The organism is Erwinia sp. MYb416, from assembly GCF_037479575.1.
Classification (GTDB): Bacteria; Pseudomonadota; Gammaproteobacteria; order Enterobacterales; family Enterobacteriaceae; genus Erwinia; species Erwinia rhapontici.
In genome coordinates this window covers 111,362-135,712 of the sequence record NZ_JBBGYT010000442.1, presented here as the reverse complement: position 1 = coordinate 135,712, position 24,351 = coordinate 111,362, and the positions used below count along the sequence as shown (strand labels likewise).

24 protein-coding genes are annotated in these 24,351 nt (G+C 51.4%); 13 read left to right on the top strand and 11 right to left on the bottom strand.

Going from position 1 to position 24,351, the window contains the following annotated elements; genetic code table 11:
• The first annotated feature begins 17 nt into the window (after positions 1 to 17).
• Positions 18 to 1,358 (top strand): UDP-glucose dehydrogenase family protein, encoded by a 1,341-nt coding sequence (locus WH277_RS26810; protein ID WP_133841873.1) that lies wholly within the window; start codon positions 18 to 20, stop codon positions 1,356 to 1,358.
• A gap of 15 nt (positions 1,359 to 1,373) precedes the next feature.
• Positions 1,374 to 2,381, top strand: a complete 1,008-nt coding sequence (locus WH277_RS26805) for an NAD-dependent epimerase (RefSeq protein WP_133841874.1) — start codon at positions 1,374 to 1,376, stop codon at positions 2,379 to 2,381.
• Positions 2,382 to 2,516: 135 nt separating this feature from the next.
• On the opposite strand, the gene hns is transcribed toward WH277_RS26805, so the two are convergent.
• On the bottom strand, positions 2,517 to 2,924 hold the full coding sequence (gene hns, locus WH277_RS26800) for a histone-like nucleoid-structuring protein H-NS (protein WP_133842144.1): 408 nt from the start codon (positions 2,922 to 2,924) through the stop codon (positions 2,517 to 2,519).
• Between the two features lie 361 nt (positions 2,925 to 3,285).
• Here hns and tdk point away from each other — a divergent pair, with 361 nt between their 5' ends.
• Positions 3,286 to 3,912 (top strand): thymidine kinase, encoded by a 627-nt coding sequence (tdk, locus tag WH277_RS26795; RefSeq protein WP_133842145.1) that lies wholly within the window; start codon positions 3,286 to 3,288, stop codon positions 3,910 to 3,912.
• 129 nt (positions 3,913 to 4,041) lie between these two features.
• On the opposite strand, the gene adhE is transcribed toward tdk, so the two are convergent.
• Positions 4,042 to 6,732: a bifunctional acetaldehyde-CoA/alcohol dehydrogenase gene (gene adhE / locus WH277_RS26790; protein WP_339507383.1), complete on the bottom strand. Its 2,691-nt coding sequence runs from the start codon at positions 6,730 to 6,732 to the stop codon at positions 4,042 to 4,044.
• Between the two features lie 474 nt (positions 6,733 to 7,206).
• Here adhE and WH277_RS26785 point away from each other — a divergent pair, with 474 nt between their 5' ends.
• The 7 genes from WH277_RS26785 to WH277_RS26755 all read left to right on the top strand — a co-directional run bounded on the left by WH277_RS26785 (position 7,207) and on the right by WH277_RS26755 (position 15,230).
• Entirely contained in the window at positions 7,207 to 7,854 is a 648-nt protein-coding gene (locus tag WH277_RS26785; protein ID WP_133841876.1) for a YchE family NAAT transporter, read from the top strand.
• A 786-nt stretch (positions 7,855 to 8,640) separates the two neighbouring features.
• Positions 8,641 to 10,278, top strand: a complete 1,638-nt coding sequence (oppA, locus tag WH277_RS26780; RefSeq protein ID WP_133841877.1) for an oligopeptide ABC transporter substrate-binding protein OppA — start codon at positions 8,641 to 8,643, stop codon at positions 10,276 to 10,278.
• Between the two features lie 83 nt (positions 10,279 to 10,361).
• Complete coding sequence (oppB, locus tag WH277_RS26775; protein ID WP_062743122.1) at positions 10,362 to 11,282, top strand: oligopeptide ABC transporter permease OppB; 921 nt, start codon at positions 10,362 to 10,364, stop codon at positions 11,280 to 11,282.
• 14 nt (positions 11,283 to 11,296) lie between these two features.
• Positions 11,297 to 12,205, top strand: a complete 909-nt coding sequence (oppC, locus tag WH277_RS26770) for an oligopeptide ABC transporter permease OppC (RefSeq protein ID WP_133841878.1) — start codon at positions 11,297 to 11,299, stop codon at positions 12,203 to 12,205.
• An 11-nt stretch (positions 12,206 to 12,216) separates the two neighbouring features.
• The gene (locus WH277_RS26765) at positions 12,217 to 13,233 is read left to right on the top strand and encodes an ABC transporter ATP-binding protein (RefSeq protein WP_133841879.1); all 1,017 of its coding nucleotides are present in this window, start codon (positions 12,217 to 12,219) and stop codon (positions 13,231 to 13,233) included.
• A complete protein-coding gene (oppF, locus tag WH277_RS26760; protein WP_133841880.1) occupies positions 13,230 to 14,231 on the top strand; it encodes a murein tripeptide/oligopeptide ABC transporter ATP binding protein OppF in 1,002 nt (333 codons plus the stop codon). The genes WH277_RS26765 and oppF overlap by 4 nt, the downstream gene beginning before the upstream one ends.
• A 141-nt stretch (positions 14,232 to 14,372) precedes the next feature.
• On the top strand, positions 14,373 to 15,230 hold the full coding sequence (locus WH277_RS26755) for an ion transporter (RefSeq protein WP_339507382.1): 858 nt from the start codon (positions 14,373 to 14,375) through the stop codon (positions 15,228 to 15,230).
• A 25-nt stretch (positions 15,231 to 15,255) separates the two neighbouring features.
• On the opposite strand, the gene WH277_RS26750 is transcribed toward WH277_RS26755, so the two are convergent.
• Both WH277_RS26750 and cls read right to left on the bottom strand, forming a co-directional pair.
• Positions 15,256 to 15,579 (bottom strand): HI1450 family dsDNA-mimic protein, encoded by a 324-nt coding sequence (locus WH277_RS26750; RefSeq protein WP_048915935.1) that lies wholly within the window; start codon positions 15,577 to 15,579, stop codon positions 15,256 to 15,258.
• A 46-nt stretch (positions 15,580 to 15,625) separates the two neighbouring features.
• Positions 15,626 to 17,086, bottom strand: coding sequence for a cardiolipin synthase (gene cls, locus WH277_RS26745; RefSeq protein WP_339507381.1), 1,461 nt, complete (start codon positions 17,084 to 17,086; stop codon positions 15,626 to 15,628).
• A 171-nt stretch (positions 17,087 to 17,257) separates the two neighbouring features.
• On the opposite strand from cls, the gene WH277_RS26740 reads away from it, so the two are divergent.
• On the top strand, positions 17,258 to 17,431 hold the full coding sequence (locus tag WH277_RS26740) for a YciY family protein (RefSeq protein ID WP_133841883.1): 174 nt from the start codon (positions 17,258 to 17,260) through the stop codon (positions 17,429 to 17,431).
• A gap of 43 nt (positions 17,432 to 17,474) precedes the next feature.
• Here WH277_RS26740 and WH277_RS26735 read toward each other — a convergent pair whose 3' ends face one another.
• A complete protein-coding gene (locus tag WH277_RS26735; RefSeq protein ID WP_133841884.1) occupies positions 17,475 to 17,771 on the bottom strand; it encodes a YciI family protein in 297 nt (98 codons plus the stop codon).
• 202 nt (positions 17,772 to 17,973) lie between these two features.
• Between WH277_RS26735 and tonB the strand changes: the two genes are divergently transcribed.
• On the top strand, positions 17,974 to 18,693 hold the full coding sequence (tonB, locus tag WH277_RS26730) for a TonB system transport protein TonB (RefSeq protein ID WP_202879929.1): 720 nt from the start codon (positions 17,974 to 17,976) through the stop codon (positions 18,691 to 18,693).
• Between the two features lie 261 nt (positions 18,694 to 18,954).
• On the opposite strand, the gene yciA is transcribed toward tonB, so the two are convergent.
• The 3 genes from yciA to WH277_RS26715 all read right to left on the bottom strand — a co-directional run bounded on the left by yciA (position 18,955) and on the right by WH277_RS26715 (position 20,808).
• On the bottom strand, positions 18,955 to 19,383 hold the full coding sequence (gene yciA, locus WH277_RS26725) for an acyl-CoA thioester hydrolase YciA (protein ID WP_133841885.1): 429 nt from the start codon (positions 19,381 to 19,383) through the stop codon (positions 18,955 to 18,957).
• 73 nt (positions 19,384 to 19,456) lie between these two features.
• Entirely contained in the window at positions 19,457 to 19,996 is a 540-nt protein-coding gene (locus tag WH277_RS26720) for a septation protein A (RefSeq protein WP_159336551.1), read from the bottom strand.
• Positions 19,997 to 20,070: 74 nt separating this feature from the next.
• Positions 20,071 to 20,808, bottom strand: coding sequence for a YciC family protein (locus WH277_RS26715; protein WP_133841887.1), 738 nt, complete (start codon positions 20,806 to 20,808; stop codon positions 20,071 to 20,073).
• A gap of 370 nt (positions 20,809 to 21,178) precedes the next feature.
• On the opposite strand from WH277_RS26715, the gene ompW reads away from it, so the two are divergent.
• Positions 21,179 to 21,814 carry an outer membrane protein OmpW gene (gene ompW, locus WH277_RS26710; protein ID WP_133841888.1) on the top strand — a complete coding sequence of 212 codons (636 nt, stop codon included), beginning with the start codon at positions 21,179 to 21,181 and terminating at the stop codon, positions 21,812 to 21,814.
• A 62-nt stretch (positions 21,815 to 21,876) separates the two neighbouring features.
• Here ompW and WH277_RS26705 read toward each other — a convergent pair whose 3' ends face one another.
• From WH277_RS26705 to trpB, 3 genes are all read right to left on the bottom strand, one after another.
• A complete protein-coding gene (locus tag WH277_RS26705) occupies positions 21,877 to 22,191 on the bottom strand; it encodes a BON domain-containing protein (RefSeq protein WP_339507380.1) in 315 nt (104 codons plus the stop codon).
• A 151-nt stretch (positions 22,192 to 22,342) separates the two neighbouring features.
• On the bottom strand, positions 22,343 to 23,149 hold the full coding sequence (gene trpA / locus WH277_RS26700) for a tryptophan synthase subunit alpha (RefSeq protein ID WP_159336553.1): 807 nt from the start codon (positions 23,147 to 23,149) through the stop codon (positions 22,343 to 22,345).
• Positions 23,149 to 24,339 carry a tryptophan synthase subunit beta gene (gene trpB, locus WH277_RS26695; protein WP_133841891.1) on the bottom strand — a complete coding sequence of 397 codons (1,191 nt, stop codon included), beginning with the start codon at positions 24,337 to 24,339 and terminating at the stop codon, positions 23,149 to 23,151. The genes trpA and trpB overlap by 1 nt, the downstream gene beginning before the upstream one ends.
• Positions 24,340 to 24,351: the final 12 nt, after the last annotated feature.

Genomic DNA, 24,351 nt, shown 5'->3' with positions numbered 1-24,351 from the left:
CTAACCGGGACAATTCAATGAAAGTCACCGTATTTGGTATCGGCTATGTTGGTCTGGTTCAGGCTGCAGTTCTGGCCGAAGTCGGACATGACGTTCTTTGCATCGATGTCGACGAGAACAAAGTCGAGAATCTGAAGAAAGGGATCATTCCTATATTTGAACCGGGCCTGACGCCGCTGGTTATGCAGAACTATGAGGCGGGTCGCCTGAAGTTCTCCACGAACGCCGAAGATGGCGTCAACCATGGTGTTATGCAGTTTATCGCTGTTGGTACGCCTCCGGATGAAGATGGTTCGGCTGACCTGAAATATGTTACAGCGGTTGCGCGTACTATCGCGCAGCACATGAAAGACCACAAAGTGGTGCTGGACAAGTCAACCGTTCCAGTCGGTACGGCTGACCGTGTGCGTCAGGTCATGGAAGAAACCCTGAAAGGGCGCGGCGTTTCGCTGACCTTTGATGTGGTCTCTAACCCTGAATTCCTGAAAGAAGGTGCGGCAGTCAGCGACTGTATGCGCCCGGAACGTATCGTTATCGGTACGGACAATGATGACGTTGTCGAGCTGCTGCGTGAGCTGTACGAGCCGTTCAATCGTAATCACGATCGTATGATCTTGATGGATATTCGTAGTGCTGAACTGACCAAGTATGCAGCAAACTGCATGCTGGCGACTAAAATCAGCTTTATGAACGAAATCTCCAACCTCGCCGAGCGCCTGGGTGCAGATGTTGAAAAAGTCCGTCAGGGAATTGGTTCTGATTCGCGCATTGGCTACTCGTTCATCTATCCGGGCTGCGGTTACGGTGGTTCCTGCTTCCCGAAAGATGTGCAGGCACTGATTCGCACCGCTGAGCAGATTGGCTACACGCCACGTCTGTTGAAAGCCGTGGAAGACGTTAACGATTCGCAGAAAAATAAGCTGCCAACCTTTATCAAGCGTCATTTTGGTGAAAATTTGCAGGGCAAAACCTTTGCCGTGTGGGGGCTGTCATTTAAGCCAAACACCGATGACATGCGTGAAGCCTCCAGTCGTGTTCTGATGGAAGCATTATGGCAGGCAGGGGCAACGGTTCAGGCCTTTGATCCAGAAGCCATGGACGAAGCACAGCGCATCTATGGTCACCGCAGCGATCTGAAGCTGATGGGAACCAAAGAAGCGGCACTTCAGGGAGCAGATGGCCTGGTTATCTGTACTGAATGGCAAAACTTCCGTGCGCCTGATTTTGATGTGATTAAAAATGCTCTGAAAGAACCCGTGATTTTTGATGGTCGTAACCTGTATGATCCAGAAAGAATCAGCAAACGCGGTTTTGTTTATTATGCAATCGGCCGCGGAGCATCTCTACAAATTGCATAATTAAACGAGGGTAGTATGAAATATCTGGTCACCGGCGCAGCAGGCTTCATTGGCTTTCATGTCACGCAACGTCTGCTTGCCGCCGGTCACCAGGTTGTCGGCCTCGACAACCTGAATGATTATTATGATGTTAATCTCAAGATGGCACGTCTTGATTTGATTAATACTCACCCCGAATTCACCTTTGTGAAAGGCGATCTTGCCGACCGTGAAGGGATAGCCGAACTGTTCCGCAACCAGCGCTTCCAACGCGTTATCCACCTTGCCGCACAGGCAGGTGTCCGTTACTCACTGGAAAACCCACTGGCCTACGCAGACGCTAACCTGATTGGCCATCTTAATATTCTGGAAGGGTGCCGTCACAATAAAGTGGAACATCTGCTGTATGCTTCTTCCAGTTCAGTCTATGGCCTCAATCGTAAAATGCCATTCTCGACGGATGACTCCGTTGACCATCCTGTATCGCTGTATGCGGCGACCAAGAAGGCGAATGAGCTGATGTCGCATACCTATTCTCATCTCTACGGTATTCCCACCACGGGCCTGCGCTTCTTTACAGTATATGGTCCCTGGGGACGTCCGGATATGGCGCTGTTTAAGTTTACCCGCGCTATTCTTGCGGGTGAAAAAATCGACGTTTATAACCACGGACAGATGCGCCGCGACTTTACCTATATTGATGATATTGCCGAGGCGGTTGTACGCCTGCAGGACGTCATTCCGCACGCAGATAAAGACTGGACGGTGGAAACCGGCAGCCCGGCAACCAGCTCTGCACCTTACCGGGTATATAATATCGGCAACAGCCAGCCTGTGACGCTGATGGCGTATATTGAAGCGCTGGAAAAAGCACTGGGGCAGGTGGCTGAGAAAAATATGTTACCGATGCAGCCCGGTGATGTGATGGAAACCAGTGCCGATACCACGGCTTTATATCAGGTTATCGGCTTTAAGCCGAAAACGTCGGTAGAAGAGGGTGTGGCGAGCTTTGTCGACTGGTACAAAGGCTTTTACCCGGTTTAATTTGGGTTTGCGTAACTAAAGAAAAAGGAAGCCATCGGCTTCCTTTTTTTATCCGTGCCCGGTGATAACGACTAAAAATAGGACCAAAAAAACCCCATTTAATTATGGGGTAGTAGAAAAGGACCCTGAGCAGAATTACAGAAGAAAGTCTTCCAGCTTTTTGCCTTGCTCTTCAATGGCTTTTTTGATAACTGCTGGAGTACGACCCTGACCTGTCCAGGTTTTGCTTTCGCCATTCTCATCGATGTAAGAATATTTAGCAGGACGTGCAGCGCGTTTAGCTTTACCTGGTGCTTTAGCCGCGGCCAGAGTAGACAGTAATTCATTTGGATCAATACCGTCAGCGATCAGCATATCGCGGTATTGCTGAAGTTTACGTGTACGTTCTTCAACTTCTGCCTGCGCCTGGTTATCTTCATCGCGACGTTCATTCACGACAACTTCCAGTTTTTCGAGCATTTCTTCCAGAGTTTCCAGGCTACATTCTCTTGCCTGAGCACGCAGTGTACGGATGTTGTTCAGAATTTTAAGTGCTTCGCTCATTGTCCAATTCTCTAAATTATATTGATAGGGATGTTTCTGCCTGATAATAATAGTGTTCGCCATTCGGAACTGCAATAGTTAATTTTGTAAGAAAGCTGAATGAGCTAATAAAGCATAATGTTGAGTTAAAAAATGAGAGCCAAAATATGATGTGCTAGCTAAATAATGCGCTTTTTAGTCGATGATTGCACAGATGGAACACTCTCTCGTTAACATTTGTTAATTGTTAAACCCTGCACGGACTGTGCGATACATACCACTTTGCTACTATTTACCCCCTGGTTATTACATGTGGCAGGGCGTGAACAACCGTGTTTATGTTACACTCCGGCCATCTTAAGTGACATTCGGAGCGGAGCTCATGGCTCAACTTTATTTCTATTACTCGGCCATGAACGCCGGTAAGTCAACGGCATTGCTGCAGTCCTCATATAACTATCATGAGCGCGGCATGCGCACGCTGGTGTATACCGCAGAGATTGATAATCGCTTTGGTGCAGCCCGGGTGAGTTCACGTATTGGGCTTTCTTCTCCGGCTAAATTGTATAATAACAGCACGTCGCTGTTTAGTGAGATAAACGCAGAGCATCAGATCGAACCGATTCACTGTGTGCTTGTGGATGAAAGTCAGTTTTTGACACGCGATCAGGTGAAAGCATTATCTGATGTTGTTGATAATTTAGATATACCTGTACTTTGTTATGGTTTGCGTACAGATTTTCGCGGCGAGTTATTTATCGGCAGTCAGTATCTGCTGGCCTGGTCAGATAAACTGGTTGAATTAAAAACCATCTGCCACTGTGGCAGGAAAGCCAGCATGGTATTGCGTCTTAATGAAACAGGAAAACCCTTTAAAGAAGGGGCTCAGGTAGAGATTGGCGGCAATGAGCGTTACGTTTCAGTTTGTCGTAAACACTACTATGAAGCGCTGGACAGTGGCTCTTTGGTGGCTATCTATGGACATCGTCATTCTGAAGACAGTGTCTGACAGTATTCTTTTACGTTAAAGGTTTAGGTAGTACGCGTTATTCCGTTTATAAGTATTGCTTACTATTTTATGCCCCTTTATGTATAAAAAAACCCGCCAGATGGCGGGTTTTTTTGTGTCACGATGGATTTAACGTTTCACTTTACGTTCTGTTTTCTTAACGTCGGCGGCAGAATCAGTCGCTGTTACCGCTTCGGCCAAATTGGCGATGGGCTCAACAAAGTCACGGCCGTAGAAGCTATCCAGCATAATCTGTTTCAACTCAGCAATGAGCGGATAACGTGGGTTAGCGCCGGTACACTGGTCATCGAAAGCATCATCGGCCAGTTTGTCGACTTTTGCCAGGAAGTCTGCTTCCTGGACGCCCGCGTCGCGGATGGATTTATGAATGCCCAGTTCCGCTTTCATGCCATCCAGCCAGACCAGCAGTTTTTCGATTTTCTGCGCAGTACGGTCGCCCGGTGCGCTGAGACGCAGGTGATCGGCGATTTCGGCGTAACGACGACGCGCCTGAGGACGGTCATACTGACTGAACGCGGTCTGTTTAGTCGGGTTGTCGTTAGCGTTATAGCGGATGACGTTGCAAATCAACAGCGAGTTCGCCAGACCGTGTGGGATGTGGAATTCAGAACCCAGTTTATGAGCCATTGAGTGACAAACCCCAAGGAAGGCGTTGGCAAAGGCGATACCTGCAATGGTCGCGGCGTTGTGAACGCGCTCACGTGCTACCGGATTTTTCGCCCCTTCGTTGTAACTGGCTGGCAGGTTTTCCTGCAGCAGTTTTAACGCCTGAAGCGCCTGGCCGTCAGAGTATTCGTTAGCCAGCACAGAAACGTAGGCTTCCAGTGCGTGGGTCACGGCATCCAGTCCACCGAAGGCGCACAGGGATTTCGGCATATCCATCACCAGATTGGCATCGACAATCGCCATGTCCGGGGTCAGCGCATAGTCTGCCAGTGGGTATTTCTGGCCTGTAGCATCGTCGGTAACAACCGCAAACGGTGTCACTTCTGAGCCGGTCCCTGAGGTGGTGGTCACCGCGATCATTTTCGCTTTCACGCCCATTTTCGGGAACTTGTAGATACGTTTACGGATATCCATAAAGCGCAGTGCCAGTTCTTCGAAAGAGGTTTCAGGGTGTTCGTACATGACCCACATGATTTTCGCTGCATCCATCGGTGAACCACCGCCCAGGGCGATAATGACGTCAGGTTTGAACGAAAGCATCTGCTCAGCACCTTTGCGTACGATACTCAGCGTCGGGTCGGCTTCCACTTCGAAGAACACTTCGGTTTCAACGCCACGTGCTTTCAACACGTTAACGACCTGGTCTGCATAGCCGTTGTTAAACAGGAAGCGGTCGGTCACGATAAAGGCGCGTTTCGCCCCATCGGTGGCCACTTCGTCCAGAGCAATAGGCAGTGAACCGCGGCGGAAGTAAATAGACTTAGGAAGCTTGTGCCACAACATATTCTCTGCTCGCTTGGCCACGGTTTTCTTGTTGATCAGATGTTTTGGTCCGACGTTTTCAGAAATCGAGTTACCACCCCATGAGCCGCAGCCCAGTGTCAGTGATGGGGCGAGTTTGAAGTTGTACAGGTCACCGATGCCCCCCTGAGAAGCAGGGGTGTTAATCAGAATACGCGCGGTCTTCATTTTATCGCCGAAGTAGTTCACGCGTTCACGTTCATTATCCTGGTCGGTGTACAGGCAAGAGGTATGACCGATACCGCCCATTGCCACCAGTTTTTCTGCTTTGCTTACCGCGTCATTGAAATCTTTGGCACGGTACATGGCCAGTGTCGGAGACAGTTTTTCGTGGGCAAAAGGCTCTGACTCATCGACCAGTTTCACTTCACCAATCAGAATCTTGGTGGTGCCCGGAACGGTGATGCCGGCCATTTCCGCAATTTTCACCGCAGGCTGTCCAACGATGGCAGCATTCAGTGCGCCATTTTTCAGAATGATGTCCTGAACGGCTTTCAGCTCTTTGCCCTGCAACATATAACCGCCGTGGCTGGCGAAGCGTTCACGAACGGCTTCATAAGCACTGTCGACAACAATAACAGATTGCTCAGAGGCGCAGATAACGCCGTTATCGAAGGTTTTTGACATCAGAATAGAGGCTACGGCACGTTTGATATCCGCAGTTTCATCGATCACGACAGGGGTGTTACCTGCACCAACGCCGATGGCAGGTTTACCCGAGCTGTAGGCCGCTTTCACCATACCCGGACCGCCGGTTGCCAGAATCAGGTTGATATCCGGGTGATGCATCAACTGATTGGACAGCTCAACAGAAGGGACATCAATCCAGCCGATAATATCTTTTGGAGCACCCGCAGCAATGGCGGCCTGCAGAACAATATCTGCGGCTTTATTCGTGGCGTTTTTAGCACGTGGGTGCGGCGAGAAAATGATCCCATTACGGGTCTTCAGGCTGATCAGTGCTTTAAAGATAGCGGTCGAGGTTGGGTTAGTCGTTGGGACGATACCGCAGATTATGCCGGTGGGCTCTGCGATAGTGATCGTACCGAAGGTGTCATCGGTGGCGAGAATACCGCAGGTTTTTTCGTCTTTGTAGGCGTTATAGATGTATTCGGAAGCGAAGTGGTTTTTGATCACTTTATCTTCAACGATACCCATGCCAGATTCGGCAACGGCCATTTTAGCCAGTGGGATACGGGCATCTGCTGCGGCAAGCGCGGCGGCGCGGAAGATTTTGTCTACTTGTTCTTGGGTGAAGTTGGCATATTCACGCTGTGCTTGTTTAACACGTTCAACCAGTGCATTAAGTTCAGCGATATTAGTAACGGCCATGTGGCTCTCCTGAAAGTTAAACTCTATTAGTAAACAAGTCAGAATTAGCAATTATAGTCATGTCGGAGAACACTGCCCGTCTGGGCTTGCCGAATGGCTAAAAACGTTCTAATAGGTTTACTAAAAGAGTCTGTGGTACAGGTCATTACAGACCCCTTTCGGTACGTTATCACTTCCTTTTGATGTCCTTGAGCATAGCGGTTGTGCAGGGGCGAAAACATGATTTAGATCATTAATTATGTAAGCTGATACCATTCAGCTGTAGGAATAATCTGTTCTGAAGCAAAGTGCTTTGTTACGCAAAAAAGCTGCGCATTTTTGTTTTTTATTGTGCTGGAATGTGATTCTCAGGCAGTCAGAATCGCTGGGTTTATGCCGATAATTTGGTGTGATATTCCAGCCTTCAGGGGATAGTCATTATCGGAAATTTCCATTACATTAGCCGCCATCAACCGTCCCCCTACAGGAGCGCATGTGAATCCTGCACTTTTAGATCTCTCTGGCTATATCAAATTTTTCGTTGGTCTGTTTGCACTGGTCAACCCCATTGGGATCATTCCGGTGTTTATCAGTATGACCAGCTACCAGATTCCGGCAGCGAGGAATAAAACCAATCTGACGGCCAATCTGTCAGTGGCGATCATTCTGTGGACGGCGCTGTTTCTCGGAGACGGCATCCTGCATATTTTTGGCATTTCTATTGATTCTTTTCGTATCGCGGGCGGCATTCTGGTGGTCACTATCGCGATGTCGATGATCAGTGGGAAGCTGGGCGAGGACAAACAGAACAAGCAGGAGAAGTCAGAAAGCGCTAACCGTGAAAGTATTGGCGTCGTGCCGCTGGCGCTGCCGCTGATGGCCGGGCCAGGCGCTATCAGTTCAACCATTGTCTGGAGCACCCGCTACCATAGCTGGCAAAACTTACTGGGCTTTACTCTGGCGATTGCGTTGTTTGCTTTTTGCTGTTGGCTGTTATTCCGCGCAGCCCCTTTGATGGTCAGAGTGCTGGGGCAAACGGGTATAAATGTCGTCACACGTATTATGGGCTTACTATTGATGGCGCTGGGGATTGAATTCGTCGTCACAGGCATTCGCGCACTGTTTCCGGGGCTCACAAATTAACCCGGTTAAAATTCTGAATTGGTGAATATAAAGCGCATTTAATGCGCTTTTTTTAAACATCCCTACATTGCAATGCACTATAAAAGTGCAATACACCATTCTGGTGTATTATTTTGGTGCATTTATTCATTTCTCTTACATTGGTGCGTCGATTATTAATGTAATTACTGAAAACAATATGATTATCCATGCAATTGTAGGGGATGTGATTTTTTTAACATTACAACATAGTGCGATTTTGTATCTTTATGGTTGTTAATGCTGGTTTTTCGTTGGTTGGTAGTTTTAATGTAATTATTGCTCATATTTTTACGATATTTGTTTAAAAATCACTCAAAAAAAGTTCTTTTTTTGAAAACTCTCACGGTGTAACTCGTCTTTATTCCTATTTATCATCAAGTTATCTGTTATTTTTCAATAATAAATAACGCTTTGCCCCTGCTTTTGATCATGATAAAAGAGAAATGGTTAACATTTTTGCTATTTAGCTTTAGCGGAAATGGAGTCCTTCTGATAATTTTTTAGTGGCTTTGATAAAAAGTGGCACTGGAAATGCAATCCGAAGGGGAGCGTTCTGAAGCGTTTAAGATCCCATGATTGAACGAACACAACAACGTGCGGCAACGCCGGGCGTTGAAAGGTGATAGCAGCAGTTCTCAGCAGTACAAAGTATAAAAAAACAAGCCGGGCGGCCTCGTTCCGCTGCCCGGTTAAGTTTTCCCGAAAATAGGGTAACCGCGGTGCCTGTCACTCGTTGGTATTAATAAAAACTGGAGTAGGTAAAAAATGATCAACATCACGAAGAAGAGTCTGATCGCCGCTGGCGTGATGGCGGCTCTGGGATCAATGACAGCACAGCAGGCGTTTGCAGCCTCCGTGCCAGCAGGAGTCGAACTGGCTGCTAAGCAGGAGTTGGTTAAAGGTAACGGTGCTGAATTACAGTCGCTGGACCCGCATAAAATAGAAGGCGTGCCTGAATCTAACGTCAACCGCGACCTGCTTGAAGGTCTGGTTATCAGTGACCCGCAGGGGCACCCGATTCCAGGCGTGGCCGAGAGCTGGGACAATAAAGATGGCAAGGTGTGGACATTCCACCTGCGCAATAATGCTAAATGGTCCAATGGTGAGCCGGTAACGGCACAGGACTTCGTTTACAGCTGGCAGCGCCTCTCCGATCCGAAAACAGCTTCTCCTTACGCCAGTTACCTGCAGTACGGCCATCTTGAGAACATCGACGATATCATTACGGGTAAAAAAAGCCCGGACACGCTGGGCGTGAAGGCGATCGATGCGCATACGCTGGAAGTTACATTGAGCGAACCCGTACCTTATTTCTATAAGCTGCTGATCCATCCTTCCATGTCTCCGGTGAATAAAGCGGCAGTAGACAAATTTGGTGATAAGTGGACTCAGCCCGCTAACTGGGTGGGCAACGGCGCCTTCAAACTCTCCGAGTGGGTAGTGAACGAACGTATTGTTCTGGTACGTAATACCGATTACTGGGACAACGCAGAAACCAAACTGGATAAAGTCACCTTCTTGCCGATCTCTTCTGAAGTGACCGATGTTAACCGCTACCGCAGCGGCGGCAGCGATATGACCTACAACAACATGCCGATTGAGTTATTCCAGAAGCTGAAAAAAGATATCCCGACCGAAGTGCATGTTGACCCTTATCTCTGTACTTACTACTACGAAATCAATAACCAGAAAGCTCCGTTCAACGATCCTCGCGTTCGTGCTGCTCTGAAACTGGGTATTGATCGCGACATTATCGTTAACAAAGTGAAAGGACAGGGCGATCTGCCTGCCTACAGCTACACTCCGCCTTACACCGAAGGTATTAAGCTGACGCCACCAGAGTGGTTTGGCTGGTCGCAGGAAAAACGTAACGAAGAAGCGAAAAAATTACTGGCTGAAGCCGGTTACACAGCGGATAAACCACTGACCTTCAACCTGCTGTATAACACCTCCGATCTGCATAAGAAGCTGGCTATTGCTGCTGCGTCGATCTGGAAGAAAAACCTGGGTGTGAACGTTAAACTGGAGAATCAGGAGTGGAAAACCTTCCTCGACACCCGTCACCAGGGCAACTTTGATGTAGCTCGTGCAGGCTGGTGCGCTGACTACAACGAACCGACCACCTTCTTAGGCACCATGCAGTCAAACAGCAGCAACAACACCTCCCACTATAAGAGTGAGGCCTTCGATAAGGCGATGGATGACGCGCTGGCATCACCGGACGAAGCGACCCGCGCGACCCGTTATGCCGATGCTGAGAAAATCCTCGATAAGGATTCCGTCATCGTGCCGGTCTATTACTACGTCAATGCCCGTCTGGTGAAACCTTACGTCGGCGGCTATACCGGTAAAGATCCGCTGGATAACGTCTACGATAAAAACTTGTACATCATTAAACATTAATGGTCGTTCCCGGGGAGGGGGAACTCTCCCCGGCAGATCTTTTATAGAGCAGTGCTGAGGCAGTAAGCCGGGCAGGTAGGGCAATGTTAAAATTTATTTTTCGTCGTTTTCTTGAAGCGATCCCGACGTTATTTATTCTGATCACCATCTCCTTTTTTATGATGCGTCTGGCTCCCGGAAGTCCGTTTACCGGCGAGCGCACGCTGTCACCTGAAGTCATGGCAAATATTGAAGCCAAATATCATTTAAACGATCCGATCCTGACGCAGTACTTCAGTTATCTGAAGCAGCTTGCACACGGGGATTTTGGTCCATCGTTTAAATACAAAGATTATACGGTCAACGATCTGGTGGCCGGGTCATTCCCTGTGTCGGCCAAACTGGGGGCGGCTGCGTTTCTGTTTGCCCTGGTACTGGGCGTCAGTGCTGGCGTGATTGCCGCGCTGAAACAAAACACCAAATGGGATTATGCCGTTATGGGCGTGGCAATGACCGGGATCGTCATCCCCAGTTTCGTGGTCGCGCCGCTCCTGGTGTTGCTGTTCTCCATTACCTTGAAGTGGTTGCCCGGAGGAGGCTGGAATGGCGGGGCGCTGAAATTTATGATCCTGCCGATGGTGGCGCTGTCGCTGGCCTATATTGCCAGCATCGCGCGTATTACTCGTGGTTCGATGATCGAAGTGCTGCACTCCAACTTTATTCGCACCGCACGCGCCAAAGGGCTGCCGATGCACCGCATCGTTTTGCGCCACGCGCTGAAGCCCGCGCTGTTGCCTGTCTTGTCTTACCTTGGTCCGGCCTTTGTCGGCATCATTACCGGTTCAATGGTGATTGAAACCATTTATGGTCTGCCAGGTATTGGTCAGCTGTTTGTTAATGGCGCGCTGAACCGAGATTATTCGCTGGTATTAAGCCTGACGATCCTGGTCGGGGCGCTGACCATTCTGTTCAATGCGATTGTTGACGTGCTGTATGCGGTCATCGATCCAAAAATTCGTTACTGATCCAGGAGCTGGAGATGATTTTTGTTAAGAAAAACAGCGAAGCTCTGGATAACTTCAGTGAAAAGCTAGAGATCGAAGGACGCAGCCTGTGGCAGGACGCGCGCCGCCGTTTTATCCATAACCGTGCGGCGGTCGCCAGCCTGTTTGTGCTGCTGCTGGTCGCCCTGTTTGTCATTTTCGCTCCGATGTTGTCTGCGTTTACTTATGACGACACCGACTGGGCAATGATGTCAGCGGCACCAGACATGAGTTCGGGCCACTATATGGGCACCGACTCGTCAGGGCGTGATCTGCTGGTGCGTGTCGCCATTGGCGGGCGTATCTCCTTAATGGTGGGGATTGCTGCGGCGCTGGTGGCGGTGGTGCTGGGAACACTTTACGGCACACTGGCGGGCTACCTGGGCGGTAAAATCGACTCCGTGATGATGCGTGTTCTGGAGATCCTCAACTCCTTCCCGTTTATGTTCTTCGTTATCCTGCTGGTCACCTTCTTTGGTCAAAATATTCTGCTGATTTTCGTCGCCATCGGTATGGTGTCGTGGTTGGATATGGCACGTATTGTGCGTGGACAGACCCTGAGCCTGAAACGTAAAGAGTTTATTGAAGCGGCGGAAGTGGGCGGCGTGTCGACGCTGAATATCGTGCTGCGCCATATCGTTCCCAATGTACTGGGCGTGGTCGTGGTGTATGCCTCACTGCTGGTGCCGAGCATGATCCTGTTTGAATCCTTCCTGAGCTTCCTCGGCCTCGGCACGCAGGAACCGCTGAGCAGCTGGGGTGCGTTGCTCAGCGACGGTGCTAACTCGATGGAGGTTTCACCCTGGCTGCTGCTTTATCCGGCCGGTTTCCTGGTGATTACCCTGTTTTGTTTCAACTTTATTGGCGATGGCCTGCGTGATGCCCTCGACCCGAAAGACCGTTAAGGAGTTTCCCTATGAGCGTAATTGAACTTCAGCCAGCAATGGCAAAGACCCAGGGAAGCGAACGGCTGCTGGATGTGAAAGATCTGCGTGTGACGTTCAGCACTCCCGATGGCGATGTCACGGCAGTGAACGATTTGAATTTCAGCCTGAGTGCGGGTGAAACCCTTGGCATTGTCGGCGAGTCCGGATCGGGAAAATCGCAGACCGCATTTGCCCTGATGGGGCTGCTGGCCAGCAACGGCCGCATCGGTGGTTCAGCACGTTTCAACGGTAGTGAGATCCTTAATCTGCCGGAAAAACAGCTCAACAAGCTGCGTGCCGAACAAATTGCGATGATCTTCCAGGACCCGATGACCTCGCTGAACCCGTATATGCGTGTCGGTGAGCAACTGATGGAAGTGCTGCAACTGCATAAAGGCATGAGCGGGGCACAGGCGTTTGAAGAGTCAGTCCGTATGCTCGATGCGGTAAAAATGCCGGAAGCCCGCAAACGCATGAAAATGTTTCCCCACGAATTCTCAGGGGGAATGCGTCAGCGTGTGATGATCGCCATGGCGCTGCTGTGTCGGCCAAAGCTGCTGATTGCGGATGAGCCGACGACCGCGCTTGATGTGACGGTGCAGGCGCAGATTATGACCCTGCTGAACGAACTGAAGCGCGAATTTAACACCGCGATTATTATGATCACCCACGATCTGGGTGTGGTTGCAGGGATCTGTGACCAGGTGATGGTGATGTACGCAGGGCGTACGATGGAGTATGGAAAAGCGCGTGACGTCTTCTATCATCCGTCACACCCTTACTCCATTGGCCTGTTGAATGCAGTCCCGCGTCTGGATGCTGATGAGGGCGACACACTGATGACCATTCCTGGTAATCCGCCAAATCTGTCACGCCTACCGAAAGGCTGCCCGTTCCAGCCACGCTGCCCGCATGCGATGGATATCTGTGCCAGCGCGCCGCCTCTTGAGGCGTTCGGTGACGGACGGCTGCGTGCCTGCTTTAAGCCCGTGGAGGCGTTGGTATGACAACGGTTGCTGAGAAAAAAGTGTTGCTCGAAATCGCCGATTTGAAGGTGCATTTTGATATCAAAGACGGACGTCAGTGGTTCTGGCAACCGCCAAAAACGCTGAAAGCCGTTGATGGCGTCAGCCTGCGTTTGTACGAGGGAGAAACCCTGGGCGTGGTGGGAGAGTCCGGTTGCGGTAAATCCACGCTGGCGCGCGCGATTATCGGGTTGGTGAAAGCGACAGACGGCAGGGTGGCCTGGCTGGGGCGCGATCTGTTAGGGCAGAGTGCAGACGAATGGCGTGCCGCGCGCAGCGATATCCAGATGATCTTCCAGGACCCGCTGGCATCGCTGAATCCGCGTATGAATATCGGAGAGATTATTGCGGAGCCGCTGCGCACCTATCACCCGCGTATGCCGCGCCAGGAAGTGAAAGACCGCGTGAAGGAGATGATGCTGAAGGTGGGGCTGCTGCCTAACCTGATCAACCGTTATCCTCATGAGTTTTCGGGTGGACAGTGTCAGCGTATCGGTATTGCACGCGCGTTGATCCTCGAACCCAAACTGATTATCTGTGATGAACCGGTATCGGCACTGGATGTTTCTATTCAGGCGCAGGTGGTGAATTTGCTGCAAAAGTTGCAGCGTGAGATGGGGCTGTCGCTGATCTTTATCGCGCACGATCTGGCTGTCGTAAAACATATTTCTGACCGCGTGCTGGTGATGTATCTCGGGCATGCCGTGGAGCTGGGCACCTATGATGAGGTGTATCAGAATCCGCAGCATCCTTATACGCGGGCGCTGATGTCAGCGGTACCCATTCCCGACCCCGATCTGGAAAAGCAGAAGGTGATTCAACTGCTGGAAGGGGAACTGCCATCACCGATCAACCCGCCATCCGGGTGCGTGTTCCGCACACGTTGCCCGATTGCCGGGCCGGAGTGCGCGAAAACACGGCCATTGCTGGAGGGCAGTTTCCGTCACGCTGTCTCCTGCCTGAAAGTAGATCCGCTCTGACCGTTCGTCACAACCCTCTCGTTATCTTCCCGCATTGAGCTTTCAATGCGGGTTTTTTTTGTTTATCCGCATATTGCTTGATCTTCCGTCTGGCCCCTTCTAGTAATACAGATTCGCAAAGGATGGCCGGAGGGCATGCAGATGGCTAAACAGGATCGGAGCTGGCGTCAGCGCCTCTATATTTTTTTGTTTGATGTGAGCAGCCCGGCGGGTCGCCGGTTTGAAATTTTCTGGGTTATTACGACACTGGTCAGTGTGATGACGCTGTTTATTGAGTCGGCGGAACCACACAAAATAACCCTGCAGTTGAAAGAAGCCTCGGTGTTTCTCCTGCTTGAGTATGCTTTTACCCTGCTTTTCAGTCTGGAATATGTGCTGCGGTTACTGACCACGGAACGCCCCATGCGGTATGTTTTCAGTTTTTTTGGCATTGTCGATCTGATCACCACGCTGCCGTTGTATATCTTCTGGCTCTGGCCGGATATCGCCCTACGTTACATGATGGCGATAAGGCTGCTGCGTGTGTTGCGCCTGCTTCGGCTGATAAAGCTACTGCGCTATATGGGCTCTGCCAATGTGCTGTGGGACAGTCTGGTCAGTGCGCGGAAAAAGCTCTCGCTGTTCTTCGGCGGGGTAATGATATTGCTCTGCGTTTTTGGCGGATTGATGTATGTCATTGAAGGGCCGGAGAACGGCTTTACCAGCCTGCCGGTTGCCGTCTACTGGGCGGTGGTGACCATGACCACGGTCGGTTATGGAGACATTACGCCACATACACCGTTGGGCCGGATGATCTCATCAATACTGATCTTGCTCGGTTATTCACTGATCGCTATACCGACTGGGGTGATGAGCTCGTATATGACGGAGGTAATGCAGCGTAATCGTCACCGGCGTCACTGCACCGTGTGTAAGCAGACGGGCCATGAGGATGATGCGCATTTCTGCAAAGGGTGCGGGGGGAGACTGGGCTATAAAAATAAAGAAGGCCCGGATTAACCGGGCCTGATAGCCGTAAGAGGGCTTACTCTTTCCACAAAATATGGCAGAGTTTATGGTCTTTCTCGCGGCAGAGAAGCACGCGGGCAAACACGTCGGTAATCGGTTCGCCGTCTTCTTCGCCCAGTCCAATCACGACTTCAGCGAAAAAGTCAGGGTTCAGGTCGAAATCGACATGTTCTGCCCAGTCTTCAGCAGGATCATACAGCTCTGCGCCGCCGCGTTCTTCAAACTGGAGGTTGAACAGAATGACGTCGGCAGGATCGAGATTATCGACCGCCAGCTCAAGGAAAATATCGTAAGCCTGTTCCAGCGTCTCGTCTTCGGTAAGGCGGTTGTTCAAATCCATAATATGTCCTGTCGTGCCCTGGGGGGGTTGTGCATTTTCGCTCGTTTTACAGCAATGGACTGAAGAAGTAAAACAGTCGTTCAACGATGCGCTGCCAGTAAGCACGGCGTGACCAGCGTTTTCCGTCAACCAGACGTGAACGGGCGATATAATCATCCTGCACGCGTGCCAGATCGCTGCCAAAGCCGTCATCATCGATCACCAGAGTAATCTCGAAATTCAGCCACAGACTGCGCATATCCAGGTTTACCGTCCCCACCAGGCTAAGTTGCCCATCCACCAGAATACTTTTGGTATGCAGCAGACCGCCTTCGAACTGATAGATTTTCACACCGGCGTCCAGCAGTTCGCCAAAGAAGGCTCGGCTGGCCCAGCCGACCAGTACGGAGTCATTGTGCCGTGGCACAATAATGCTGACTTCAACGCCCCGGTACGCGGCCGTACAGATCGCATGCAGCAAATCGTCACTGGGTACGAAATAGGGCGTGGTCATGATCAGCTGTTCGCGCGCAGAGTAGACCGCAGTGAGCAGCGCCTGATGGATCATATCTTCCGGGAAGCCGGGGCCTGAGGCGATCACCTGAATGGTGTGGCCGCTCTCGGCTTCAAACGGCATCACATTATCATCGGGCGGTGGCGGTAAAATACGCTTACCGGTTTCAATTTCCCAGTCGCAGGAGTAGATAATTCCCATTGTGGTGGCGACCGGGCCTTCCATCCGCGCCATCAAATCCACCCACTGGCCGACGCCCGCATCCTGTTTAAAGTAACGCGGATCGACCAGGTTCATGCTGCCGGTGTAGGCAATATAGTTATCGATTAACACGACTTTCCGGTGCTGGCGCAGGTCCATACGGCGCAGGAAAACACGCAGCAGGCTGACTTTCAGCGCTTCCACCACATCGACCCCGGCGTTGCGCATCATGGCCGCCCACGGACTGCGTAAAAAGTCGACGCTGCCTGCGGAATCGAGCATTAAACGACAGTGAACACCCCGGCGTGCCGCTGCCATCAGTGCTTCCGCCACTTCATCGGCCTGTCCGCCGGGCTGCCAGATATAGAACACCATTTCAATGTTATGGCGTGCCAGCTGGATATCACGCACCAGCGTGCGCAGGGTATCGTCAGTGCTGGTCAGCAGTTGCAGCTGATTGCCTTTTACCCCGGCGATCCCCTGACGGTTCTCACACAGCTGAAACAGTGAACGGGCAACGTCACTGTTGGTTTCAGCAAAAATATGATGACTGGATTTCAATTCGGCGAGCCAACGGGCCGTGGAAGGCCACATGGTGCGCGCGCGCTCTGCACGGCGTTTCCCCAGATGAAGTTCACCGAATGAGAGATAAGCGATAATACCCACCAGCGGCAGGATATAGATAATCAGCAGCCATGCCATGGCAGAGGGCACCGCGCGGCGCTTCATCAGAATGCGCAAGGTCACACTGGCAATCAGTAACCAGTAACCAAATACCAGCAGCCAGCTCATCACGGTGTAAAAAGTGGTCATTAAGTGAAAGTCCTGTTCACGCGAAAGTCTTTGGAGTTTACGTGCAGATGACAACGCTGGGAACCTTTAAACCATCATCAGCCTAAAGACATCGGACCTTGTGAGGGAAAAGAAAGGTCTATAATGCGTCGCGAGTTTTTACCGTACACAGAGCAACAGACTGAGGGTGTAATGAGACGAAGCAGAAATGAAGTTGCGCGCTGGCGCATGAGTCGCCAGGTTCAGCGTCGCCGGGCACGTTGGTTAGAAGGGCAGTCACGTCGTTATGGCCGCATGCACTCTTTCCGACATCTGGTCAGCCAACTGCAGCGTCGTTCAATTCTGTTTATTACTCAGCATCACTGATGCTCGCCGTGCTTCCGGCGGTTCACCGAACCGCCGGCCGAGATTAAAACGCGCGTTTGAAAGGCTTAACATCCACCTTTTTGTACACGCCAGCAGCGATATAAGGGTCATCCTGAGCCCAGGATTGTGCTGCTTCCAATGAAGGAAACTCGGCGATAATCGTCGACCCGGTAAAACCCGCCACGCCAGGTTCATTACTGTCCACCGCAGGCATTGGGCCAGCAATAATCAGACGACCTTCATCACGCAGTAACTGCAGGCGTGCAAGGTGAGCAGGGCGCACAGCGGTGCGTTTATCCAGTGAGTCAGCATTATCTTTAGCGTAAATTACGTAGAGCACCTTCAGAACTCCTGTCGGGGATGAGATTCGGCATCACGTTAAGTGATCGTTAACATTTGTGCAAATGAAAGATAATTTGCCCTTGATAAAGGTCAGGTTGTTGCCCTTAAAAGCGTAAATCCGCGATTGATCGTGAGAGGTTATTGAAATTGATTGCTATTTGCATTTAAAATCACCCCTTCACATTTTGACCAGAAAGATTATGACGACGCTAACAACTGATCTACCTCGCCGCTCACCTTTGCCATTGCTGATCTCGATCGTACTGCATGGTTCGGTGATCGGGGCACTGCTGTACGCCTCATTTCATCAGGTGGTCGAAATGCCCAAAGCGTCTCAGCCGATTAGCGTGTCGATGGTGGCACCTGAGGTGCAGCCGGAACCGCAACCCGCCCCCCCTGTTGTTGAACCTGAACCAGAGCCGGTAGTGGAACCTGAACCTGCCCCGGAGCCACCCAAGCCTGAACCCGTGCCGATCCCGAAACCGGAACCGAAACCGAAACCTAAACCGAAGCCGGTGAAGAAAGAAGTGGTGAAGCCGAAGCAGGAAGTGAAACCGCGTCCTGCTGCCCCGGTGGAAACCCGGCCGACCGAGCAGACAAAGCCATCCACGGCACCGAAGACCTCTCAGGCGCCGTCTACGGCCGTTTCAACAGGCCCACGGGCGCTGACCGTCGGTAAGCCGTCCTATCCGTCACGCGCCTTTGCGCTGCGTGTGGAAGGGCGTGTACGCGTGCAGTTTGACGTCGATAGCTCAGGACAGGTCGATAACATTCGTATCCTGTCTGCCGAACCTCGTAACATGTTTGAGCGGGAGGTGAAGCTGGCGATGCGCAAATGGCGCTATGAAGCAGGCAAGCCCGGCAAGGACATTACGATGAATATTGTCTTCAAGATTAACGGCGGCACCAGCATCGAATAAAATTAGCCAGCATCTTTTGTACCATAGCGGCGTTGGCTGCTCTCGCTAACCCCGGTCACTTACTGATGTAAGCTCCCGGGGATTAGCTCGTTTGCCGCCAACGCACCTGCCGCTTGAAGTATGAAGGGTATGGCTGCTCTCGCTAACCCCGGTCACTTACTGATGCAAGCTCCCGGGGATTAGCTCAATTGCCGCCTTGCTTTAATGCAAAATCTACTCGCTAATTAAAGTGTTCTGCCAAAAATCAATTTTTAAAGTGAGTTACTGCTGGATATCTAGCGTGAAATTGATTTTATCATCCGGCAGGGAGCGCGGTTTTCCGTCCGGGTCGACGGCGACGTAAATAAACACGGCTTCGGTGGTGCAGTAGCGTTGCCCGATGGGTTCTGACGACACTTTCTTTATCCACACTTCAATATTAATGGTGATGGAGCTGGTGCCGGTGCGAATGCAGCGTGCATGGCAGGTGACGACATCACCCACCGCGACCGGCTTCAGAAAGGTCATCCCGTCAGCGCGCACGGTGACCACACGTCCCCCGGCAATCTCTTTGGCCAGAATAGCGCCGCCCATATCCATCTGCGACATCAGCCAGCCACCGAATATATCACCGTTGGCATTGGTGTCTGCTGGCATGGCGAGGGTGCGCAGCACCATCTCACCCTGCGGTGTTCTTAGTTCTTCGCTCATTGTTATGTTCCTGACATTGCTGATTTCAAATAACCCACTTGCCCGATCGGGGGTTCCGTCGGGCATTTAACGCTTATTTTTCTTCTTGTTGTGGCATCAGACGGTAAATATAGACACCGCTTAATAATGTGAACAGCAGCGTTAACGCACTCAGACCGAAGACTTTAAAGTTCATCCAGATGTCCTGGGAAAGCCAGAACGCCACGTAGATATTGGCCAGTCCGCAGGCAAGGAAAAAGAGCGCCCAGGCGATATTCAGACGTCGCCAGGCAAATTCTGGCAGTTGAATCTCCTTGCCCAGCATTTTCTGGATAAGAGGTTGTTTCATAAACCACTGGCTGAACAGCAGTGCGACAGCAAACAGACCGTAAATAATGGTGACTTTCCATTTGATAAAGTCCGGGTTATGCAACGCAATCGTCAGGGTGCCAAAAATAGCCACCAGTGCGAAGGTGATCAGCGACATTTTTTCCAGCTTGCGATACAGCAGCCAGCTGGCGACCAGCGCCAGACCTGAGGCAACGATCAGTGCACCAGAGGCAACAAAAATGTCGTACAACTTGTAGAAAACAAAAAACACTACAAGCGGAAGAAAGTCGAGTAACTGCTTCATAGCGGCTTCCAAATAACAGACTAAACCGGAATATTATGAATCGGGAATGACTCTGTCGAGGCATTCCCGATGAATTAACGTAACAGCATATACAGGCGTGACAAATAGATAATCAGTATGGCTGAAATCAGATTGCTAATGGCGTTCAACAGGACGGAGGCGACGTCAGGTGGCAACCACAGCAATGAAGATGCCAGCAGCAGCACAACCAGTTTCGCCACAATCCACAGAACAACAGCCGGTGCCACCAGTTTCATCTGGCTCCATCCGAGGCGAACGCTGGTGCGCATGGCCGCAAAAACGCCGATTTTCTCTGTGTTCATGATGATTGGTGACAACGCCAGCGTCACGGCCAGCAATACACCCGGCACCACCAGCACCATAAAGCCAAGCTGGATCACTAACGTCATCAGGAACGTCAGCAGCAGCAGGCGCGGTAATAGCGGAGCTGAAGCACCAATGGCCCGCAGTGCACTGACACGCTGACCGGATGATACCATCGGGATCAGGCACAGCATGCCGCCCAGCAGCAGCACATTCCCTACCAGTGAAGCAAAAGTCCCCGCAGCGGAGGCTTTTAGCAGCACCTTTTGTTGTTCCGGCGACATGTTTTGAATCATTTCCATCAGGCTGCCGGCCGAACCTGCAGCACCGTCACCCAGGATCTGCATTTGATCGGCATCAGGCGTAAAAGCCTTGCCGAGCATCATGGTGATAAATGAGGTCAGTAGCGCCATCAGTGTAATGGTAACCAACTGATGACGGAAAAAATTCCCCGTGTCACGGTATAGCGAACCCGCCGTGATAGACATGTACTCTCCTTGAAAGGCCGGTGTTATAGACCCGGCGATTGTACATGCTCTCATGGGGTGCTGGCACTCAGATTGACATAACTTTCGATTTAAGAAGGTATTACCGCAGCTTTCACGCGCTGCTGCGTGACATTTCCCTGCGTCTGAGCTGACGTTGTGTCATTTCTCATTTTCCCTCTCTGGATCACTAAGATTAATCCCGGGGTTAATTGGGCAAAATTGATCTAAATCAACCCTATGTTTTTTATCAAGTTTATACGGATTGATTCACATGACCTTTTGCGTAAATAAGCGTAAATATGTTCGTGATTTCGCACTAAGGCCTCGTAGCAGGCCACATGCTGACAACAATTCGACAAAAGGAATGGTTATGAAACTGAAAGCACTGGCACTGGCTCTTGTTACCCTACTGCCTGCTGTTGCCTCCGCCCACGAAGCCGGGGACTTCTTTATGCGCGCCGGTTCAGCGACTGTGCGCCCGACCGGTGGCTCAGATAATGTGATGGGGCTGGGGGAGTTCGATATTGATAACAATACCCAGCTTGGTCTGACTTTTACCTATATGGCGACGGACAACATTGGTATTGAGTTGCTGGGTGCCACACCGTTCAAACATCACGTTGGACTCCAGGCCACCGGAACACTGGCAACGGTTCATCAACTGCCGCCAACGTTAATGGCACAGTGGTACTTCATGGGCAATACCAGCAAATGGCAGCCTTATGCCGGTATCGGTGTTAACTACACCATGTTCTATGACACGGACTTTAACGACACCGGGCGAGCGGCAGGGCTGAGTAACCTGAAAGTGAAAAACTCCTGGGGCGTGGCGGGGCAGTTAGGCCTGGATTATCAATTAACGCCTGACTGGATGCTGAATGCGTCACTGTGGTACATGGATATTAATACTAAAGTCAGTTTCGACTCTCAGACGGCAGGTCATCAGAGTATTGATACACACATTAATCCGTTCGTGTTCTTCTTCGGGGCGGGTTACCGTTTCTAAGCCTGTCTGGGCCAGAAACAAGAAAGGCGCGAAGTTCGCGCCTTTTTCTTTTATACAGTTCGTTACTTAATCTGCATATTGTTTACCACCGATTTCACACCCGCCACACCACGTGTGACCTGTACGGCGCGGTTTGCCGCCTGCGGTGAACTGACAAAACCACTTAACTGCACGCGGCCTTTAAAGGTCTCAACGTTGATTTCCGTGGACTTCAGTGATTTATCATTCAGCAACCTGGCTTTCACCTTAGTCGTTACTACCGTATCGTCAATATACCCGCCAGTACCTTCTTTGGTTGCCGTAGGCGCGCAGGCGCTGACGGACAGTGCCACAACAGCGGCAATAACCATACCCGATAAGACTTTAAACAATTTCATTGCATCTCTCCCTGTCATCATCAAAAGGCAGTCATCCGCGTGATTGCGGTTCACAATAATAGTTGTTCACAGAAGGAAAGAAAGCAAATCAGGATTGTGACAAACAGAAAGAAAATAATGCCTTATCACAGGAATAAGGCATTAACAGAGATTAGCTGCGGGTGGCGGCCTTCAGTGAGCTGGCGAAGGCAGTCAGCTCTTTCAGCATCACGTCGGGGTGGGAGGCGTTCCGCTCAATGATTTTGACAATTGCCGAGCCTGAAATCGCCCCGGCGGCACCGGACGCGATCGCTTCTTTAACCTGTGAAGGTTCAGAAATGCCAAAGCCCTGTAAGGCAGGCGCGGCGTGGTATTCGCGCAGCTTATCGACCAGATGTTTCAACGGCAGATTGGCACGGGTTTCGGAGCCGGTGACGCCAGCACGTGACAGCAGGTAGGTATAACCGCGCCCGTGTGAGGCGATTTCACGCAACAGGTCGTCGCTGGCGTTCGGCGGACAGATAAAGATCGGGGCGACGTTATGACGCATGGCCGCCTGACGGAAGGGGGCGGACTCCTCCACCGGCACATCCGCAATCAGCACCGAATCAACACCCGCCTGCTGGCAGCGTGCATAGAAATTATCGATGCCGTTTGAGAACACCAGGTTCGCGTACATCAGCAGGCCAATCGGCAGTTCCGGGTATTTCTGGCGAATGGCGGCCAGCATCTCGAAGCATTGTGATGGCGTCACGCCGGCGGCGAAGGCGCGCAGATTGGCATTCTGAATGGTCGGGCCATCCGCCAGCGGATCGGAGAAGGGGATGCCAAGTTCAAGGGCATCCGCGCCTCCGGCCACCAGCGCATCAATAATCTGCAATGACAGCTCAGGATTCGGGTCACCGAGGGTAACGAAAGGCACGAAAGCGCCTTCTTTACGTTCTGCCAGGCGTTTAAAACAGAGGTCGTAACGTTCCATCAGATTTCTCCCTTAGCGGTAAAGATGTCATGCACGGTGAAGATGTCTTTGTCACCACGGCCGGAAAGATTCACCACCAGCAGTTGCTCTTTCTCAGGGTTTTCACGCATCATTTTCAGGGCATGGGCCAGCGCGTGTGACGATTCCAGCGCAGGGATAATCCCTTCGCTGCGGCACAGTGTTTTAAAGGCATCCAGCGCTTCGTCATCCGTAATAGAAACGTAATCAGCGCGGCCAATGCTGTTGAGATAGGCGTGCTGAGGGCCGACGGACGGGAAGTCGAGACCGGCAGAAATAGAGTAAGACTCTTCAATCTGGCCATCGTGGGTTTGCATCATGGGGGCTTTCATCCCGAAATAGATGCCCACGCGGCCATGCTTCAGTGGCGCGCCGTGCTCGCCGCTTTCAATCCCGTGCCCCGCCGGTTCAACGCCAATCAGGCCAACGCTGGTGTCATCAATAAAATCAGCAAACATACCGATGGCGTTAGAGCCGCCACCCACACAGGCAATCAACGCATCCGGCAGGCGACCCTCTTTTTCCAGAATCTGCGCTTTGGTCTCTTCACCAATCATGCGCTGGAACTCACGCACGATGGTCGGGAACGGATGCGGGCCCGCTGCGGTACCCAGCATATAGTGAGCGGTTTCATAGCTGCCCGACCAGTCGCGCAGCGCTTCGTTACAGGCATCTTTCAGCGTTGAGGAACCGCTGTGAACCGGGATCACTTCCGCACCCATCAGCTTCATACGGAATACGTTAGGAGACTGGCGTTCGATATCTTTCGCGCCCATATAGATGCGGCATTTCAGGCCAAGCAGTGCGCTGGCAAGTGCAGACGCCACGCCATGCTGACCGGCACCCGTCTCAGCGATAATCTCCTTTTTCCCCATGCGTTTCGCCAGCAGTGCCTGGCCCAACACCTGGTTAGTTTTGTGCGCGCCGCCGTGCAGCAGGTCTTCACGCTTCAGATACAGGCGGGTTTTGGTGCCTGCCGTCAGGTTTTTGCACAGCGTAAGTGCGGTAGGGCGGCCAGCATAGTTTTTCAGCAGGTCAGTAAATTCCGCCTGGAACGCCGGGTCGCTCTGAGCGCTGATAAAGGCATCTTCCAGTTGGAGCAGTGCAGGCATCAGGATCTGCGGCACATACATGCCGCCAAACTCACCAAAATACGGATTTAATCGGGTCATGTCGTTTCTCTT